Raw genomic sequence first — 16,319 nt, forward strand, 5'->3', positions numbered from 1 at the left:
CGACCATGGCACACATCAACGAAAAGGTTTCCAAGGGCCTGCTCGGCACGAAGCTCGGCATGACCCAGGTCTGGGACGCGAACGGCAAGCTCGTGCCCGTCACGGTCATCGAGATCGCGCCGAACGTGGTCACCCAGGTTCGCACCCCTGAGAAGGACGGCTACAGCGCCGTTCAGATCGCCTACGGGCAGATCGACCCCCGCAAGGTCAACAAGCCGCTCACGGCCCACTTCGAGGCCGCCGGTGTGACCCCGCGCCGCCACCTCGCCGAGATCCGCACCGCGGACGCTGCTGATTACTCACTCGGTCAGGAGCTCACGGTCGACGGCACCTTCGAGGCGGGCCAGCTGGTCGACGTCGTCGGCACCAGCAAGGGCAAGGGCACCGCGGGTGTCATGAAGCGCCACAACTTCAAGGGCGTCTCGGCCTCGCACGGTGCGCACCGCAACCACCGCAAGCCCGGCTCGATCGGCGCCTCGTCGACCCCGAGCCGCGTGTTCAAGGGCATGCGCATGGCCGGCCGTATGGGTGGCGAGCGCGTGACCGTCCTCAACCTCACGGTGCACGCCGTCGACGCCGAGAAGGGTCTGCTGCTCGTCAAGGGCGCCGTCCCCGGCGCGCGCGGTCGCATCGTCTACGTCCGCAACGCAGTGAAGGGTGCCTGATCTCATGGCTGACTCGACTCTCGCGCTCGACGTCGTGAAGGCAGACGGCAAGAAGGCCGGCTCGGTCGAGCTGCCCGCCGCTCTGTTCGACGTCAAGACGAACATCCCGCTCATCCACCAGGTCGTCGTCGCGCAGCTCGCCGCTGCCCGCCAGGGCACCCACTCGACCAAGCGTCGTGGTGAGGTCTCGGGCGCCGGCCGCAAGCCCTTCAAGCAGAAGGGCACGGGCAACGCCCGCCAGGGCTCGATCCGCGCGCCGCAGATGACCGGCGGTGGCATCGTCCACGGGCCGAAGCCGCGCGACTACTCGCAGCGCACGCCCAAGAAGATGATCGCGGCGGCCTTGCTCGGCGCGCTCAGCGACCGCGCTCGCGGTGAGCGTCTGCACATCGTCGACTCGTTCGGCATCGAGGGCGCGCCCTCGACGAAGGCCGCTGCGGCCGTGCTGTCGAGCCTCGGCGCGACCAAGAACGTCCTGGTCGTCATCGACCGCGACGACGAGCTCAGCATCCTGAGCGTGCGCAACCTCGCGTACGTCCACGTGCTGCCGTTCGACCAGCTCAACGCCTACGACGTCGTCGTCTCGGACGACATCGTCTTCACCAAGGCCGCCTTCGACGCCTTCGTCGCGGCGAAGACCGGCGCCACCGAGGAGGTCTCGGCATGACGAACATCGCCGCCAACAAGGACCCGCGCGACATCATCCTCAAGCCGGTCGTCTCCGAGAAGAGCTACGGGCTCATCGACGAGGGCAAGTACACGTTCCTCGTGGACCCGCGCGCCTCGAAGACGGAGATCAAGCTCGCGATCGAGAAGATCTTCGGCGTCAAGGTGGCCGCGGTCAACACGATCAACCGCGTCGGCAAGGCCCGTCGCACCCGCTTCGGCGTGGGCAAGCGCAAGGACACCAAGCGCGCCATCGTCACGCTCAAGTCGGGCACCATCGACATCTTCACGGCAGTCGGCTGACGGTCGGGATAGAGGACTGAAGACACATGGCTATTCGCAAGTACAAGCCCACGACCCCCGGTCGCCGCGGCTCGTCGGTGGCGGACTTCGCTGAGATCACGCGATCGACCCCTGAGAAGTCGCTGCTTCGCCCGCTCTCGAAGACGGGCGGCCGCAACAACCAGGGCCGCATCACGACCCGCCACATCGGCGGCGGTCACAAGCGCCAGTACCGCGTGATCGACTTCCGTCGCAACGACAAGGACGGCATCAACGCCCGCGTCGCGCACATCGAGTACGACCCCAACCGCACCGCGCGCATCGCGCTGCTGCACTACTTCGACGGCGAGAAGCGCTACATCCTCGCGCCTGAGAAGCTGAAGCAGGGCGACATCGTCGAGTCGGGCCCGAGCGCCGACATCAAGCCGGGCAACAACCTGCCGCTGCGCAACATCCCGACCGGTACCGTCGTGCACGCGATCGAGCTCCGCCCCGGCGGCGGCGCGAAGCTCGCGCGCTCGGCCGGCGCCTCGGTGCGCCTCGTGGCGAAGGACGGCCCGTACGCCCAGCTGCGTCTCCCCTCGGGCGAGATCCGCAACGTCGACGCGCGCTGCCGCGCGACGATCGGCGAGGTCGGCAACGCCGAGCAGTCGAACATCAACTGGGGCAAGGCCGGCCGCAAGCGCTGGAAGGGCGTTCGCCCGACCGTCCGCGGTGTCGCGATGAACCCGGTCGACCACCCGCACGGTGGTGGTGAGGGCAAGACGTCCGGTGGACGCCACCCGGTCACTCCTTGGGGCCAGCCGGAGGGACGCACCCGGCACGCCAACAAGGAAAGCGACAAGTACATCGTCCGCCGTCGCACCGCCGGCAAGAAGCGCAAGTAGGAGTAGAGGAAGATGCCTCGCAGCCTTAAGAAGGGCCCCTTCGTCGACGAGCACCTGCTTCGCAAGGTCGTCTCGCAGAACGAAGCCGGCACCAAGAACGTCATCAAGACCTGGTCCCGTCGCTCGATGATCGTCCCGGCCATGCTCGGCCACACGATCGCCGTGCACGACGGTCGCAAGCACATCCCCGTGTTCGTGACCGAGACCATGGTCGGTCACAAGCTGGGCGAGTTCGCGCCCACCCGCACCTTCCGCGGCCACGAGAAGGACGACAAGAAGGGCCGCCGCCGCTGACGCGGGGGCGCAAGAGGAGAGAGAAATGGTGGAGTCCATCGCACGCGTGCGACACATCCGCGTGACCCCTCAGAAGGCTCGTCGTGTCGTCGCTCTCATCAAGGGCAAGCAGGCCGAGGAGGCCCTCGCCATCCTGAAGTTCGCGCCGCAGGGCGCGAGCGAGCCGATCTACAAGCTCGTGGCGGCGGCGATCGCCAACGCGCGCGTGAAGGCCGACAAGGACGGCGAGTTCCTGGACGAGCAGGACCTGTACGTGAAGAACGCGTACGTCGACGAGGGCACGACGCTCAAGCGTTTCCAGCCCCGCGCGCAGGGTCGTGCGTTCCAGATCAAGAAGCGCACGAGCCACATCACCGTCGTGCTCTCGACCCCCGAGGTCGCTGAGACCGGTGCCGGCACCAAGACGAAGAAGGCGAGCAAGTAATGGGACAGAAGGTAAACCCGTACGGCTTCCGCCTCGGCATCACGACGGACCACGTGTCGCGTTGGTTCTCGGACTCGACCAAGCCCGGCCAGCGTTACGCCGACTACGTCGCCGAGGACATCAAGATCCGCAAGCTCCTGCAGTCGAACCTCGACCGCGCGGGCGTCAGCCGCATCGAGATCGAGCGCACGCGTGACCGCGTCCGCGTCGACATCCACACGGCTCGCCCGGGCATCGTGATCGGCCGCCGCGGCGCCGAGGCCGAGCGCATCCGCGCCGACCTCGAGAAGCTCACCGGCAAGCAGATCCAGCTGAACATCCTCGAGGTCAAGAACCCCGAGGCCGACGCCCAGCTCGTCGCGCAGGGCATCGCCGAGCAGCTCTCGGCTCGTGTGGCGTTCCGCCGCGCGATGCGCAAGGGCCTGCAGGGCGCGCAGCGCGCCGGCGCCAAGGGCGTCCGCATCCAGGTCTCCGGCCGCCTCGGCGGCGCCGAGATGAGCCGCTCGGAGTTCTACCGCGAGGGTCGTGTGCCGCTGCACACGCTGCGCGCGAACATCGACTACGGGTTCTACGAGGCCAAGACCACCTTCGGCCGCATCGGCGTGAAGGTCTGGATCTACAAGGGTGACCTCACCAACAAGGAACTCGCGCGCGAGCAGGCGGCCCAGAAGCCGTCCCGTGAGCGTGGCGACCGTCCGCGTCGCGGCCCGCGCAACGAGGCCCCTGTCGCAGAAGGAGCGTCGGCGTAATGCTCATCCCCCGCAAAGTCAAGTACCGCAAGCAGCACCACCCGAAGCGCTCCGGTCAGGCGACCGGCGGCACGAAGGTGACCTTCGGCGAGTTCGGCATCCAGGCCCTTTCGCCCGCTTATGTGACGAACCGTCAGATCGAGTCGGCTCGTATCGCGATGACCCGTCACATCAAGCGCGGCGGCAAGGTGTGGATCAACATCTACCCCGACCGTCCGCTCACCAAGAAGCCCGCCGAGACCCGCATGGGCTCGGGCAAGGGCTCGCCGGAGTGGTGGGTCGCAAACGTCAAGCCGGGTCGCGTCCTCTTCGAGGTCGCGGGCGTGAACGAGCAGCTCGCTCGTGAGGCGCTGACCCGTGCCATCCACAAGCTGCCCCTGAAGGCACGCATCATCAAGCGCGAGGAGGGCGACGCGTAATGGCGATCGGCACCAAGACGCTCGCGACGAGCGAGCTCGACACGTTCGAAGACCAGCGCCTCGTCGAGGAGCTGCGCAAGGCCAAGGAAGAGCTGTTCAACCTGCGCTTCCAGTCGGCCACCGGCCAGCTCGAGAGCCACGGCCGCATCCGTGCGGTCAAGCGCGACATCGCGCGGATCTACACCGTCATCCGCGAGCGCGAGCTCGGCATCCGTGCCACGCCCGCGCCGCTCGAGACGGCGACGAAGGCCAAGAAGAGCAAGGCCAAGAAGGCGGATGCCGACAAGGCCGAGAAGGAAGAGGCTGAGTGATGGCCACCACGAAGAAGGCTGCGGCCGACGTGCAGCACGCCGAGCACGACGTGCGTGACGCGAGCGCTCGCGGCTACCGCAAGGCCCGTCGCGGCTACGTCGTCAGCGACAAGATGGACAAGACGATCGTCGTCGAGGTCGAGGACCGCGTGAAGCACCCCCTCTACGGCAAGGTCATCCGTCGCACGTCGAAGGTCAAGGCTCACGACGAGAACAACTCCGCCGGCATCGGCGACCTCGTCCTCATCAACGAGACCCGCCCGCTGAGCGCCACCAAGCGCTGGCGTCTGGTGGAGATCCTGGAGAAGGCCAAGTGATCCAGAACGAATCGCGACTCAAGGTCGCCGACAACACGGGCGCCAAGGAGCTGCTCACCATCCGCGTGCTCGGCGGCTCCAACCGCCGCTACGCGGGCCTGGGCGACGTCATCGTCGCCACGGTGAAGGACGCCATCCCCGGCGGCAACGTCAAGAAGGGCGATGTCGTCAAGGCGGTCGTGGTGCGCACGGTCAAGCAGACCCGCCGTTCCGACGGCTCGTACATCAAGTTCGACGAGAACGCCGCCGTGATCCTGAAGAACGACGGGGAGCCGCGCGGCACCCGCATCTTCGGTCCGGTCGGCCGTGAGCTTCGCGACAAGAAGTTCATGAAGATCGTCTCGCTCGCCCCGGAGGTGATCTGACCGAATGGCCAAGATCAAGAAGGGTGACCTCGTCCAGGTCATCACTGGCAAGAAGCAGGACAAGGGCGGCGACCGCGGCAAGCAGGGCAAGGTCCTCGAGGTCCTTCCCGACCAGAACCGCGTGATCGTCGAGGGCGTGAACTACGTCACCAAGCACAACCGCGTGGGCCAGTCCCAGCGCGGCACCAAGACGGGCGGCATCGAAACGATGGAAGCCCCGATCCACATCTCCAACGTCGCGCTCGTCGACCCCTCGACCAAGAAGCCGACCCGTGTCGGCCACCGTGTCGAGGAGCAGGTCAAGGACGGCGTGAAGCGCACCGTCCGCGTGCGCTACGCGAAGAAGTCAGGCAAGGACCTCTGATATGAGCACCGCCACTGCCGTGGAGGCTGGCAAGATCCAGCCCCGCCTGAAGCAGAAGTACAACACCGAGATCAAGAAGGCCCTGCAGGACGAGTTCGGCTACAAGAACGTCATGCAGATCCCCGGCCTGGTCAAGGTCGTGGTGAACACCGGTGTCGGCGAGGCAGCTCGCGACAGCAAGGTGATCGAGGGCGCGGTCGACGACCTCACCAAGATCACCGGCCAGAAGCCGGTCGTGACCAAGGCCCGCAAGTCGATCGCGCAGTTCAAGCTGCGTGAAGGACAGCCCATCGGCGCGCACGTCACCCTCCGTGGCGACCGCGCGTGGGAGTTCGTCGACCGCCTGGTCAACCTCGCGCTGCCCCGCATCCGCGACTTCCGCGGTCTGTCGCCCAAGCAGTTCGACGGTCACGGCAACTACACGTTCGGTCTCCAGGAGCAATCCGTGTTCCACGAGATCAATCAGGACAAGATCGACCGCGTCCGCGGCTTCGACATCACGGTCGTCACGACGGCGAAGACCGACGAGGAGGGCCGCGCGCTCCTTCGTCACCTGGGCTTCCCGTTCAAGGCGGACGACGCTCAGGCCTGACGCTCGACAGGCTCGGCGACCGATGGCCCGCCACGGTTCTGAGCCGGTCGAACGGCCGACGCACAACTGAACAGCACAGTCATAGAAGGTCGGCTGTCGTGTAACGGCAGTCGAAACCTCATGAACAAAGGAATCAAGAAATGACGATGACAGACCCGGTCGCAGATATGCTGACCCGTCTGCGCAACGCGAACTCGGCGCACCACGACTCCGTGTCGCTTCCGAGCTCGAAGCTCAAGACCCATATCGCCGAGATCCTCAAGCAGGAGGGCTACATCGCCGACTGGTCCGTCTCGGACGCCCGCGTCGGCCAGACCCTCACGATGACGCTCAAGTACGGCCCCAACCGTGAGCGTTCGATCGCCGGCATCAAGCGCGTCTCGAAGCCCGGCCTCCGCGTCTACGCGAAGTCGAACGAGATCCCCAAGGTCCTCGGCGGCCTGGGCGTCGCCATCCTGTCCACCTCCTCCGGTCTTCTGACGGACCGCCAGGCCGAGCAGAAGGGCGTAGGTGGGGAAGTCCTCGCCTACGTGTGGTGATCTGACATGTCGCGAATCGGACGTCTTCCCATCGACATCCCCGCCGGCGTGACCGTCACGGTCGACGGCCAGGAGGTCGCTGTCAAGGGCCCCAAGGGCGAGCTCACGCTCACCGTGGCGAGCCCGATCGAGGTCAAGGTCGAGGACAACCAGGTGCTCGTCACCCGTCCGGACGACGAGCGCGAGTCGCGTTCGCTGCACGGCCTGACCCGCACGCTCATCAACAACAACATCATCGGTGTCACCCAGGGCTACTCGAAGGGCCTCGAGGTCGTCGGCACGGGCTACCGCGTCCAGCAGAAGGGCAGCTCGGTCGAGTTCGCGCTCGGCTTCTCGCACCCTGTGCTCGTGGAGCCGCCCGCCGGGATCACGTTCACCGTCGAGGGCAACAACAAGCTCACGGTGAGCGGCATCGACAAGCAGGCCGTCGGAGAGGCGGCCGCGAACATCCGCAAGATCCGCAAGCCCGAGCCGTACAAGGGCAAGGGTGTGCGTTACGCGGGCGAGGTCGTCCGTCGTAAGGCCGGAAAGGCTGGTAAGTAACCATGGCTGTGAAGTCGAAGTCCGACGCCCGCGCGCGTCGCCACGCACGCCTTCGCAAGAAGGTCGTCGGCACCGCCGAGCGTCCGCGCCTGGTGGTCACCCGCTCGTCGCGTCACGTCTTCGTGCAGCTCGTCGACGACAGCAAGGGCCACACGGTCGCCTCGGCCTCGACCCTCGAGACCGACCTGCGCTCGTTCGACGGTGACAAGACTGCGAAGGCCCGCAAGGTCGGCGAGCTGGTCGCCGAGCGCGCGAAGGCCATCGGCGTGTCCGACGTCGTGTTCGACCGGGGCGGCAACCGTTACGCGGGCCGTGTCGCGGCGATCGCCGAAGGCGCCCGCGAAGGGGGGCTGAACCTGTGAGTGAGAACAAGGAGAACAACGTGACCGAGCAGGCTGCCGCTGAGGCTCCGGCCGAGGCTGCCACCGAGCGCGAGCCCCGCGAGGCCCGCCGAGGCGGTCGCGAGCGCAACCCCAACCGCGACCGCGGCGGACGCGATCGCGACCAGAGTCAGTTCCTGGAGCGCGTCGTCACGATCAACCGCGTGTCGAAGGTCGTCAAGGGCGGTCGTCGCTTCAGCTTCACGGCCCTCGTGGTCGTGGGTGACGGCAACGGCGTCGTGGGCGTCGGCTACGGCAAGGCTCGCGAGGTGCCGCTGGCGATCTCGAAGGGCGTCGAGGAGGCCAAGCGCAACTTCTTCCGCGTGCCGCGCTCCGGCTCGACCATCCCGCACCCCGTGCAGGGTGAGGCCGCTGCCGGTGTCGTGCTGCTTCGTCCCGCCGCCGCGGGTACCGGTGTCATCGCCGGTGGTCCGGTGCGTGCGGTGCTCGAGTGCGCCGGCATCCACGACGTGCTGTCGAAGTCGCTGGGCTCGTCGAACACGATCAACATCGTGCACGCGACGGTGGACGCCCTGAAGCAGCTCGAGGAGCCCCGTGCGGTCGCCGCGCGCCGTGGCCTCGACTTCGACCAGGTCGCGCCGGCCCGTCTCGTCCGTGCTGAGGCAGAGGCCGCGGCCGCTGCCGCATCGAAGGTAGGTGCCTGATGGCTGCGCGTCTCAAGGTCACGCAGATCAAGTCCAAGGTGAGCGAGAAGCAGAACCAGCGCGACACGCTGCGTTCGCTCGGTCTCAAGCGGATCGGCGACTCGGTCGTCCGTCCCGACGACGCGCAGACGCGCGGCTACGTCAAGACCGTCGCCCACCTCGTGAAGGTTGAGGAGATCGACTGATGGCTGACAAGGCCGAGAAGAACGAGGCCGCCGAGGCGGAGGCCAAGGCTCCCGCCAAGAAGGCGCCTGCGAAGAAGGCTCCCGCGAAGGCCTCGGCCGACGCCAAGCCGGCCGCCGAGAAGGCTCCTGCCAAGAAGGCTCCGGCCAAGAAGGCCGACGCCAAGAAGGCGGACAAGAAGACGGATGCCGCGCCCTCGCGCCCCGGCGTCCTGAAGGTGCACCACCTGCGGCCGGTCCCCGGCGCCAACACCCCGAAGACCCGCGTGGGTCGCGGTGAGGGCTCGAAGGGCAAGACCGCCGGTCGCGGCACGAAGGGCACGAAGGCCCGCTACCAGGTCCGTCAGGGCTTCGAGGGCGGCCAGATGCCGCTGCACATGCGCACTCCGAAGCTGCGCGGGTTCAAGAACCCGTTCCGCGTGGAGTACCAGGTGGTCAACCTCGACAAGCTCGCCGAGCTGTACCCCGAGGGTGGACAGGTCACCGTCAGCGACCTCGTCGCCAAGGGTGCGGTTCGCAAGAACGAGAAGGTCAAGGTGCTCGGCACCGGCGACATCTCGGTGAAGCTCGAGGTGTCGGTCGACAAGGTCTCGGGCTCCGCCGAGCAGAAGATCGTCGCCGCGGGCGGAACCGTCAAGTAACGCACGCAGTGGGGGCCGGAGCTTGCTCCGGCCCCCACTGGGTTACCCTGGACGTTGGCGCGTCGCCGCGCGCGCCGGCATCCCCTCTGGAGGCAGCCTCTTGTTCAGCGCCATCGCGCGGGTCTTCCGTACACCCGACCTTCGCCGGAAGATCGCATTCACCCTGGCGATCATCGCCCTGTACCGGTTCGGCGCGCACGTGCCGGCACCGTTCGTCGACTTCCCGAACGTGCAGTCGTGTCTCAGGCAGAGCGCGGGCACCGAGGGGCTCCTGTCGCTCGTCAACCTCTTCTCCGGCGGTGCGCTCCTGCAGCTGTCGATCTTCGCGCTCGGCGTCATGCCGTACATCACCGCGACGATCATCGTGCAGCTGCTCCGCGTGGTCATCCCGCACTTCGAGGCCCTCTACAAGGAGGGTCAGTCCGGCCAGGCCAGGCTGACGCAGTACACGCGCTACCTGACGATCGCCCTCGCGCTCCTGCAGTCGGCGACGCTGGTCACCGTCGCGCGCAGCGGCCAGCTCTTCGGGGTCACCGGCGTCCCCGAGTGCGAGCAGCTCCTGACGAACGTCGCGTGGTGGGCGCAGCTGCTCATGATCATCACGATGACCGCCGGCACCGGCCTCATCATGTGGTTCGCCGAGCTCGTCACCGAGCGCGGCATCGGAAACGGCATGTCGCTGCTCATCTTCACCTCGATCGCCGCGGCGTTCCCCGCTTCGATGTGGGCGATCTGGCAGTCGCGCGGCTTCGAGGTCTTCCTCCTCGTGCTCGCCGTCGGAATCGCGGTCGTCGCGCTCGTCGTGTTCGTCGAGCAGTCGCAGCGCCGCATTCCGGTGCAGTACGCCAAGCGCATGGTGGGTCGTCGCACGTACGGCGGCACGAACACGTACATCCCGATCAAGGTCAACATGGCGGGCGTCGTGCCGGTCATCTTCGCCTCATCGCTGCTGTACATCCCAGCGCTCATCGCGCAGTTCAACCAGCCGCAGCCGGGCGAGCAGGCTCCCGGGTGGGTCGTGTGGATCACGAACTACCTCACGCGAGGCGACCACCCGATCTACATGGTGCTGTACTTCCTGCTCATCGTCGGGTTCACGTACTTCTACGTCGCCATCACGTTCAACCCCGTCGAGGTGGCCGACAACATGAAGAAGTACGGCGGCTTCATCCCCGGCATCCGTGCCGGCCGGCCGACCGCCGAGTATCTCGACTACGTGCTGACGCGCATCACGCTGCCCGGCTCGATCTACCTCGGTCTCATCGCGCTGCTCCCGCTGGTGGCCCTCGCGACCGTGGGTGCGAACCAGAACTTCCCGTTCGGCGGCGCTTCGATCCTCATCATCGTCGGTGTCGGTCTCGAGACCGTGAAGCAGATCGACGCGCAGCTGCAGCAGCGCCACTACGAAGGGCTTCTCCGCTGATGACCGCACAGTCCCACGAGTCCGAGGCGCGCCGGGCGACCCGCCTGCTCATCGTCGGCCCCCAGGGGTCCGGCAAGGGCACGCAGGGCGCCCGCATCGCGGAGGCGTTCGGCATCCCGGCGATCTCGACGGGCGACGTCTTCCGCGGCGCCGTCGCCGCCGGCTCCGAGCTGGGCCGTCAGGTGAAGGCCGTCATCGAGGCAGGCGAGCTCGTCTCCGACGAGCTGACGAGCCAGGTCGTGCGCGAGCGCCTCGAGCAGGAGGACGCCGCGGGCGGCTTCCTGCTCGACGGGTATCCGCGCAACATCGCGCAGGTGCGCGACCTCGACGCCTTCCTCGAAGGACGCGGCGAGACCCTCGACGCCGTCATCGAGCTCAGCGTGCCGCGAGAGGAGAGCATCGCTCGCCTCACGCGGCGCGCGAAGGAACAGGGCCGCACCGACGACACCGAAGAGGTCATCGCGAACCGTCTCGCGATCTACGAGCGCGAGACCGCCCCGATCCTCGGCGTATACCGCACGCGCGGAATTGTCGACGAGATCGACGGCACGGGGACCCTCGACGAGGTGACCGCCCGCATCATCGGCGCGCTCGAAGCGCGCGGCCTCATCCGCACGGCCGCCGCCTGACGTGTCGTTGCGCCGCTCCATCTACAAGTCGCCCGCCCAGCTGCGGGCGATGATCGAGCCTGGGCTGATCACGGCGGAGGCGCTCGCGGCGGTGCGGGAGCTGATCCGTCCGGGCGTCACGACCCTCGAGCTCGACGCGGCGGCGTCGCGCGTCATCACGGGTCGCGGGGCGCGCTCGAACTTCCAGCTGGTTCGCGGCTATCGTCACACGATCTGCGCATCGGTCAACGAGCAGGTCGTCCACGGCATCCCGGGCGACCGCGTGCTCGAGCCCGGCGACATCGTCTCGATCGACGCCGGCGCGGAGTACAAGGGCTGGAACGGGGACTCGGCGATCACGGTCATCGTGCCGGATCCGTCGCGGCCCGATGTCGTCGCGGAACGCGAACGGCTGTCCGAGGTGACGGAGGGGTCGCTGTGGGCGGGCATCGCGTCGCTCGCGACGGCGAAGCACCTCGCCGAGATCGGCGCGGCCGTGCAGGACTACATCGAGGCGAACGCTCCGGACGGTGGCTACGGCATCCTCCGCGAGTACGTCGGTCACGGCATCGGGCGCAAGATGCACGAATCGCCGTCGGTCTTCAACTACCGCGTCGCCGACCCAGGACCCGAGATCCGTCCCGGCCTCGCGCTCGCGATCGAGCCGATGGTCGTCGCGGGCGACCACACGACGTTCGTCGAGGACGACGACTGGACCGTCTCGACCGTCGACGGCTCGCCCGGCTCACACTGGGAGCACAGCGTCGCCGTGCACGATGGCGGCATCTGGGTGCTCACGGCTCCCGACGGCGGCGCTGCCGGGCTCGCGCCGTTCGGCGTCACCCCGGTTCCGATCGCCTAGTGCGGGCACGGTCCGGATCCCACACGTTTCTCGGAGGCACACATGGCGCAGGCACGCAAGGTCAACTGGTTCGCGATCTGGGTGAGCGTCGCCGTCGTCGTCGCCCTCATCGTGGTCGCGGTGCTCGTCGTGTGGCTGAACAACCCGTCGACGAACGCGGGCGACGCGCCGGATGCGCTGAACATCAGCGCCGAGACGGGCGCGATCGCCGTGGGCGACGGCGAAGACACGCTCGACACCTACATCGACTTCATGTGCCCGATCTGCAACCAGTTCGAGCAGGTGTACGGTCCCGCGATCCAGGAGCTCGTCGACGACGGGACGATCACGCTGAACATCCACCCGATCTCGATCCTCGACCGCTACTCGCAGGGCACCGAGTTCTCGACGCGCGCCGCGAACGCGATGTACTGCGTCGCGGAGGCGGATGCCGACGCATCCGTCCCGTTCATGCAGGCGATGTTCGAGAACCAGCCCGCGGAGCAGACTCCGGGCCTGACGAACGCGCAGATCCTCGCGATCGCGTCGAGCGTGGGCGTGAGCGGCATCGATTCATGCGTGAACGACGGCCGCTACGAGGGCTTCGTGTCGGCCATGACCGAGCAGACGCCAGTGCAGCCCGGCGCCGCAGGCATCGGGACGCCGACGGTCGCGGTCAACGGCGAGGTCATCGCGAACTCTGAGCTGCCGCCTCCGGCCGAGCTGCGTTCGCTCTTCGAGTGAAACCTCTACGCAGGCCCCCCGACGGGGCCGCATGCCGCGTCTGCGAAGTTGCCGGTGCGTCCGGGATCGCGTATGATTGACCCTTGGTGCGTTGCGCCCTTATTGGCGTGTCATCGCACCGATCCCATCCACCGCAGACCGACCGGTCTGCACAAGCGTAAGCGAGGCTATGGCCAAGAAAGACGGTGTCATCGAGATCGAGGGCACGGTGTCTGAGGCTCTTCCCAACGCGATGTTCCGCGTCGAGCTGACCAACGGACACAAGGTGCTCGCCACGATCTCCGGAAAGATGCGGCAGAACTACATCCGCATCATCCCGGAGGACCGCGTCGTCGTGGAGCTCAGCCCCTACGACCTCACCCGCGGCCGCATCGTCTACCGCTACCGCTAGGCCGGTCGAGAAGTAACGGCCCGGGGCACCCGTGTGCCCTGGGTACGAAGACAGCGAATAGGTAATCCCATGAAGGTCAACCCCTCCGTCAAGCCCATCTGCGACCACTGCAAGGTCATCCGCCGCCACGGTCGCGTGATGGTCATCTGCAAGTCGAACCCGCGTCACAAGCAGCGCCAGGGCTGATAAGGCTTCCGGATGCCTCGGTCGAGGCATCCGTCGACACAACTCAATACGAACAACCGGCAGGATCAGAACCTCTTCGGAGGGGACACCTCGGGGCGGAGGCCCGGGCACCGATCCTGCTCCACACCTCCACGACACTCCTAGGAGAGCCGCATGGCACGTCTCGCCGGCGTCGACATCCCGCGCGACAAGCGCGTGGTCATCGCCCTGACCTACATCTACGGCATCGGCCGTACCCGCTCGAACGAGATCCTCAAGGCGACGGGCATCGATGAGAACATCCGCGTGAAGGACCTTCACGACGACCAGCTCGTCGCCCTTCGCGACTACATCGACGCCAACTACAAGGTGGAGGGTGACCTACGCCGCGAGGTTGCCGCAGACATCCGCCGCAAGGTCGAGATCGGCTCGTACGAGGGCCTCCGCCACCGCCGCGGCCTCCCCGTGCGCGGTCAGCGCACCAAGACGAACGCGCGCACCCGCAAGGGCCCGAAGCGCACGGTCGCCGGCAAGAAGAAGGCCGGCCGCAAGTAACCGCGGGCCCGAAGGTTTAGGAGAGCAAAGCAATGGCACAGGCCAAGTCCGCCGCGCGCAAGCCGCGCCGCAAGGAGAAGAAGAACATCGCGCTGGGCCACGCCCACATCAAGTCGACGTTCAACAACACGATCGTCTCGATCACCGACCCGTCGGGCGCCGTCATCAGCTGGGCGTCGTCGGGTGGCGTGGGCTTCAAGGGCTCGCGCAAGTCGACGCCGTACGCCGCCGGCATGGCCGCGGAGTCGGCCGCCCGCCAGGCGCAGGAGCACGGCGTCAAGAAGGTCGACGTGTTCGTGAAGGGCCCGGGCTCGGGCCGCGAGACGGCGATCCGCTCGTTGCAGGCCGCCGGCCTCGAGGTGGGCTCGATCCAGGACGTGACGCCGCAGGCGCACAACGGCTGCCGTCCCCCCAAGCGCCGCCGCGTCTGAGTTCACTCCCGGTCCCTGAGCTGTCGGAGGTCGACCCTCGACAAGCTCGGGGACCGTGGGGGTGCTACCGCACGCTTCGGCATCCGAATTTCACGGATGCCCCGAGGACAACTCAATACCCATCCACCGCACGTGTCATATAGCGGGCACGTGATCGAAAGGAACCCATAGTGCTCATCGCACAGCGTCCCACTCTGACCGAGGAGAAGATCGGGGAGTTCCGCAGCCGCTTCGTCATCGAGCCGCTCGAGCCCGGCTTCGGCTACACGATCGGCAACGCGCTGCGTCGCAGCCTCCTCTCGTCGATCCCCGGCGCGGCCGTCACGAGCATCCGCATCGACGGCGTCCTCCACGAGTTCAGCACCATTCCGGGTGTCAAGGAGGATGTCACCGAGATCATCCTCAACATCAAGCAGCTCGTCGTCTCGAGCGAGCGCGACGAGCCCATCACCGCTTACCTGCGCAAGACGGGCGCCGGTGAGGTCACCGCGGCCGACATCTCGGCTCCCGCGGGCGTCGAGGTGCACAACCCCGAGCTCGTCATCGCGACCCTGAACGACACCGCGAAGTTCGAGCTCGAGCTCACGATCGAGCGCGGCCGCGGCTACGTCTCGGCCACGCAGAACCGCAACGAGTACGCCGAGGCCGGCCAGATCCCGGTCGATTCGATCTACTCGCCGGTGCTCAAGGTCAGCTACCGCGTCGACGCGACGCGTGCCGGCGAGCGCACCGACTTCGACAAGCTCGTGCTGGACGTCGAGACCAAGCCCTCGATCGCCCCGCGCGACGCCGTCGCGTCGGCCGGTCGCACGCTCACCGAGCTGTTCGGCCTGGCGCGCGAGCTCAACGTCGAGGCCGAGGGCATCGAGATCGGCCCGGCGCCGGTCGAGACCGTCCTCTCGAACGAGCTCTCGATGCCGATCGAGGACCTCGACCTGTCGGTCCGCTCGTACAACTGCCTGAAGCGCGAGGGCATCAACACGGTCAGCGAGCTCGTGGCTCTCTCGGAGACGCAGCTCATGAACATCCGCAACTTCGGTCAGAAGTCGGTCGACGAGGTGCGCGACAAGCTCACGTCGCTGGGCCTGTCGCTCAAGGACTCGGTCCCCGGGTTCGACGGTGCTCACTTCTACGGCGGCTACGACGACGAGACCGTCTGAGCCGATGCGGATGCGTCGCCCGCAGCAGCGAGTCGGAGCATCCGAATCCCCTGACCGAAACCTCATCCTGGAGTAACTGAGAAATGCCCAAGCCCACCAAGGGTCCCCGCCTCGGAGGCGGCCCCGCCCACGAGCGCCTGCTGCTTGCGAACCTCGCCGCCGCGCTGTTCACGCACAAGTCGATCAAGACGACCGAGACGAAGGCCAAGCGCCTGCGTCCGCTCGCCGAGCGCCTCATCACGTTCGCGAAGCGCGGCGACCTGCACGCGCGCCGCCGTGTGCTGTCGGTCATCGGCGACAAGGAAGTCGTGCACGTGCTGTTCACCGAGATCGCTCCGCTCGTGGCGGACCGTGACGGCGGCTACACGCGCATCACCAAGCTCGGCAACCGCAAGGGCGACAACGCCCCCATGGCCCAGATCGAGCTCGTGCTCGAGCCGGTGACGCCGAAGGCGAAGTCGACCAAGAAGTCGACCGCCCCCGCCGAGAAGGCCCCCGCGAACGAGGAGGCTCCCGCCGAGGAGACCCCCGCCGAGGAGACCCCGGCTGAGGACGAGGCCGCCGAGGCCGGCGCCGAGTCGCCCGATGAGGGCGCCGCCGCCGAGGCCGCTGCCGAGGACGCCGTCGTCGACGACGAGGCTCCCGCAGCCGAGGCCGAGGAGGCCGAGAAGGCCTGAGGCATCTGCCACAGCAACGCACGAGACCCGCGCGCCCTT

General features: G+C 67.4%; 29 protein-coding genes. All 29 read left to right on the forward strand.

What is annotated here, in order from left to right:
• Positions 1-5 precede the first annotated feature (5 nt).
• The 29 genes from rplC to rplQ all read left to right on the forward strand — a co-directional run bounded on the left by rplC (position 6) and on the right by rplQ (position 16,280).
• A complete protein-coding gene (gene rplC / locus VNR19_RS05640) occupies positions 6-665 on the forward strand; it encodes a 50S ribosomal protein L3 (RefSeq protein WP_325724749.1) in 660 nt (219 codons plus the stop codon).
• A gap of 4 nt (positions 666-669) precedes the next feature.
• Positions 670-1,332 carry a 50S ribosomal protein L4 gene (gene rplD, locus VNR19_RS05645; protein WP_325032383.1) on the forward strand — a complete coding sequence of 221 codons (663 nt, stop codon included), beginning with the start codon at positions 670-672 and terminating at the stop codon, positions 1,330-1,332.
• Positions 1,329-1,634, forward strand: coding sequence for a 50S ribosomal protein L23 (rplW, locus tag VNR19_RS05650; protein WP_325032384.1), 306 nt, complete (start codon positions 1,329-1,331; stop codon positions 1,632-1,634). The genes rplD and rplW overlap by 4 nt, the downstream gene beginning before the upstream one ends.
• A gap of 26 nt (positions 1,635-1,660) precedes the next feature.
• Positions 1,661-2,500, forward strand: coding sequence for a 50S ribosomal protein L2 (rplB, locus tag VNR19_RS05655; RefSeq protein ID WP_325724752.1), 840 nt, complete (start codon positions 1,661-1,663; stop codon positions 2,498-2,500).
• 12 nt (positions 2,501-2,512) lie between these two features.
• Positions 2,513-2,794 (forward strand): 30S ribosomal protein S19, encoded by a 282-nt coding sequence (rpsS, locus tag VNR19_RS05660; protein WP_124291708.1) that lies wholly within the window; start codon positions 2,513-2,515, stop codon positions 2,792-2,794.
• A gap of 25 nt (positions 2,795-2,819) precedes the next feature.
• Positions 2,820-3,218 carry a 50S ribosomal protein L22 gene (gene rplV, locus VNR19_RS05665; protein ID WP_179491871.1) on the forward strand — a complete coding sequence of 133 codons (399 nt, stop codon included), beginning with the start codon at positions 2,820-2,822 and terminating at the stop codon, positions 3,216-3,218.
• Entirely contained in the window at positions 3,218-3,967 is a 750-nt protein-coding gene (gene rpsC / locus VNR19_RS05670; RefSeq protein ID WP_325724755.1) for a 30S ribosomal protein S3, read from the forward strand. Before rplV ends, rpsC begins: the two co-directional genes overlap by 1 nt.
• On the forward strand, positions 3,967-4,386 hold the full coding sequence (rplP, locus tag VNR19_RS05675; protein WP_325724757.1) for a 50S ribosomal protein L16: 420 nt from the start codon (positions 3,967-3,969) through the stop codon (positions 4,384-4,386). Before rpsC ends, rplP begins: the two co-directional genes overlap by 1 nt.
• Positions 4,386-4,697: a 50S ribosomal protein L29 gene (gene rpmC, locus VNR19_RS05680; RefSeq protein WP_179491865.1), complete on the forward strand. Its 312-nt coding sequence runs from the start codon at positions 4,386-4,388 to the stop codon at positions 4,695-4,697. Before rplP ends, rpmC begins: the two co-directional genes overlap by 1 nt.
• On the forward strand, positions 4,697-5,014 hold the full coding sequence (gene rpsQ, locus VNR19_RS05685; RefSeq protein ID WP_325724759.1) for a 30S ribosomal protein S17: 318 nt from the start codon (positions 4,697-4,699) through the stop codon (positions 5,012-5,014). The genes rpmC and rpsQ overlap by 1 nt, the downstream gene beginning before the upstream one ends.
• Positions 5,011-5,379 carry a 50S ribosomal protein L14 gene (rplN, locus tag VNR19_RS05690; protein WP_141881982.1) on the forward strand — a complete coding sequence of 123 codons (369 nt, stop codon included), beginning with the start codon at positions 5,011-5,013 and terminating at the stop codon, positions 5,377-5,379. Before rpsQ ends, rplN begins: the two co-directional genes overlap by 4 nt.
• A gap of 4 nt (positions 5,380-5,383) precedes the next feature.
• Positions 5,384-5,743, forward strand: a complete 360-nt coding sequence (gene rplX / locus VNR19_RS05695; RefSeq protein WP_325724761.1) for a 50S ribosomal protein L24 — start codon at positions 5,384-5,386, stop codon at positions 5,741-5,743.
• A 1-nt stretch (position 5,744) separates the two neighbouring features.
• Positions 5,745-6,335, forward strand: a complete 591-nt coding sequence (rplE, locus tag VNR19_RS05700; protein WP_325032389.1) for a 50S ribosomal protein L5 — start codon at positions 5,745-5,747, stop codon at positions 6,333-6,335.
• Between the two features lie 140 nt (positions 6,336-6,475).
• On the forward strand, positions 6,476-6,874 hold the full coding sequence (gene rpsH, locus VNR19_RS05705; protein ID WP_325032390.1) for a 30S ribosomal protein S8: 399 nt from the start codon (positions 6,476-6,478) through the stop codon (positions 6,872-6,874).
• A gap of 6 nt (positions 6,875-6,880) precedes the next feature.
• Positions 6,881-7,417 (forward strand): 50S ribosomal protein L6, encoded by a 537-nt coding sequence (gene rplF / locus VNR19_RS05710; protein WP_325724762.1) that lies wholly within the window; start codon positions 6,881-6,883, stop codon positions 7,415-7,417.
• A gap of 2 nt (positions 7,418-7,419) precedes the next feature.
• The gene (rplR, locus tag VNR19_RS05715; RefSeq protein WP_325724764.1) at positions 7,420-7,779 is read left to right on the forward strand and encodes a 50S ribosomal protein L18; all 360 of its coding nucleotides are present in this window, start codon (positions 7,420-7,422) and stop codon (positions 7,777-7,779) included.
• Positions 7,776-8,462, forward strand: coding sequence for a 30S ribosomal protein S5 (gene rpsE / locus VNR19_RS05720; RefSeq protein ID WP_325032393.1), 687 nt, complete (start codon positions 7,776-7,778; stop codon positions 8,460-8,462). The genes rplR and rpsE overlap by 4 nt, the downstream gene beginning before the upstream one ends.
• On the forward strand, positions 8,462-8,647 hold the full coding sequence (gene rpmD / locus VNR19_RS05725; protein ID WP_060960260.1) for a 50S ribosomal protein L30: 186 nt from the start codon (positions 8,462-8,464) through the stop codon (positions 8,645-8,647). The genes rpsE and rpmD overlap by 1 nt, the downstream gene beginning before the upstream one ends.
• Positions 8,647-9,285, forward strand: coding sequence for a 50S ribosomal protein L15 (gene rplO, locus VNR19_RS05730; RefSeq protein ID WP_325724767.1), 639 nt, complete (start codon positions 8,647-8,649; stop codon positions 9,283-9,285). The genes rpmD and rplO overlap by 1 nt, the downstream gene beginning before the upstream one ends.
• 100 nt (positions 9,286-9,385) lie before the next feature.
• Positions 9,386-10,708 (forward strand): preprotein translocase subunit SecY, encoded by a 1,323-nt coding sequence (secY, locus tag VNR19_RS05735; protein WP_325724769.1) that lies wholly within the window; start codon positions 9,386-9,388, stop codon positions 10,706-10,708.
• Entirely contained in the window at positions 10,708-11,337 is a 630-nt protein-coding gene (locus VNR19_RS05740; protein WP_325724771.1) for an adenylate kinase, read from the forward strand. The genes secY and VNR19_RS05740 overlap by 1 nt, the downstream gene beginning before the upstream one ends.
• Position 11,338: 1 nt before the next feature.
• Positions 11,339-12,178 (forward strand): type I methionyl aminopeptidase, encoded by an 840-nt coding sequence (map, locus tag VNR19_RS05745; protein ID WP_325724773.1) that lies wholly within the window; start codon positions 11,339-11,341, stop codon positions 12,176-12,178.
• Positions 12,179-12,220: 42 nt separating this feature from the next.
• Entirely contained in the window at positions 12,221-12,901 is a 681-nt protein-coding gene (locus tag VNR19_RS05750; RefSeq protein WP_325724775.1) for a DsbA family protein, read from the forward strand.
• Between the two features lie 169 nt (positions 12,902-13,070).
• The gene (gene infA, locus VNR19_RS05755) at positions 13,071-13,292 is read left to right on the forward strand and encodes a translation initiation factor IF-1 (RefSeq protein WP_013583992.1); all 222 of its coding nucleotides are present in this window, start codon (positions 13,071-13,073) and stop codon (positions 13,290-13,292) included.
• Positions 13,293-13,361: 69 nt separating this feature from the next.
• Positions 13,362-13,478: a 50S ribosomal protein L36 gene (rpmJ, locus tag VNR19_RS05760; protein ID WP_005050492.1), complete on the forward strand. Its 117-nt coding sequence runs from the start codon at positions 13,362-13,364 to the stop codon at positions 13,476-13,478.
• Between the two features lie 153 nt (positions 13,479-13,631).
• Positions 13,632-14,012: a 30S ribosomal protein S13 gene (gene rpsM, locus VNR19_RS05765; protein ID WP_325724779.1), complete on the forward strand. Its 381-nt coding sequence runs from the start codon at positions 13,632-13,634 to the stop codon at positions 14,010-14,012.
• Between the two features lie 32 nt (positions 14,013-14,044).
• Entirely contained in the window at positions 14,045-14,443 is a 399-nt protein-coding gene (rpsK, locus tag VNR19_RS05770) for a 30S ribosomal protein S11 (protein WP_179491846.1), read from the forward strand.
• Positions 14,444-14,613: 170 nt separating this feature from the next.
• Positions 14,614-15,603, forward strand: coding sequence for a DNA-directed RNA polymerase subunit alpha (locus tag VNR19_RS05775; RefSeq protein WP_325033503.1), 990 nt, complete (start codon positions 14,614-14,616; stop codon positions 15,601-15,603).
• Positions 15,604-15,686: 83 nt separating this feature from the next.
• The gene (gene rplQ, locus VNR19_RS05780; protein ID WP_325724781.1) at positions 15,687-16,280 is read left to right on the forward strand and encodes a 50S ribosomal protein L17; all 594 of its coding nucleotides are present in this window, start codon (positions 15,687-15,689) and stop codon (positions 16,278-16,280) included.
• Positions 16,281-16,319 lie beyond the last annotated feature (39 nt).

The sequence above is a fragment of the Microbacterium sp. genome, from assembly GCF_035556355.1.
Classification (GTDB): domain Bacteria; phylum Actinomycetota; class Actinomycetes; order Actinomycetales; family Microbacteriaceae; genus Microbacterium.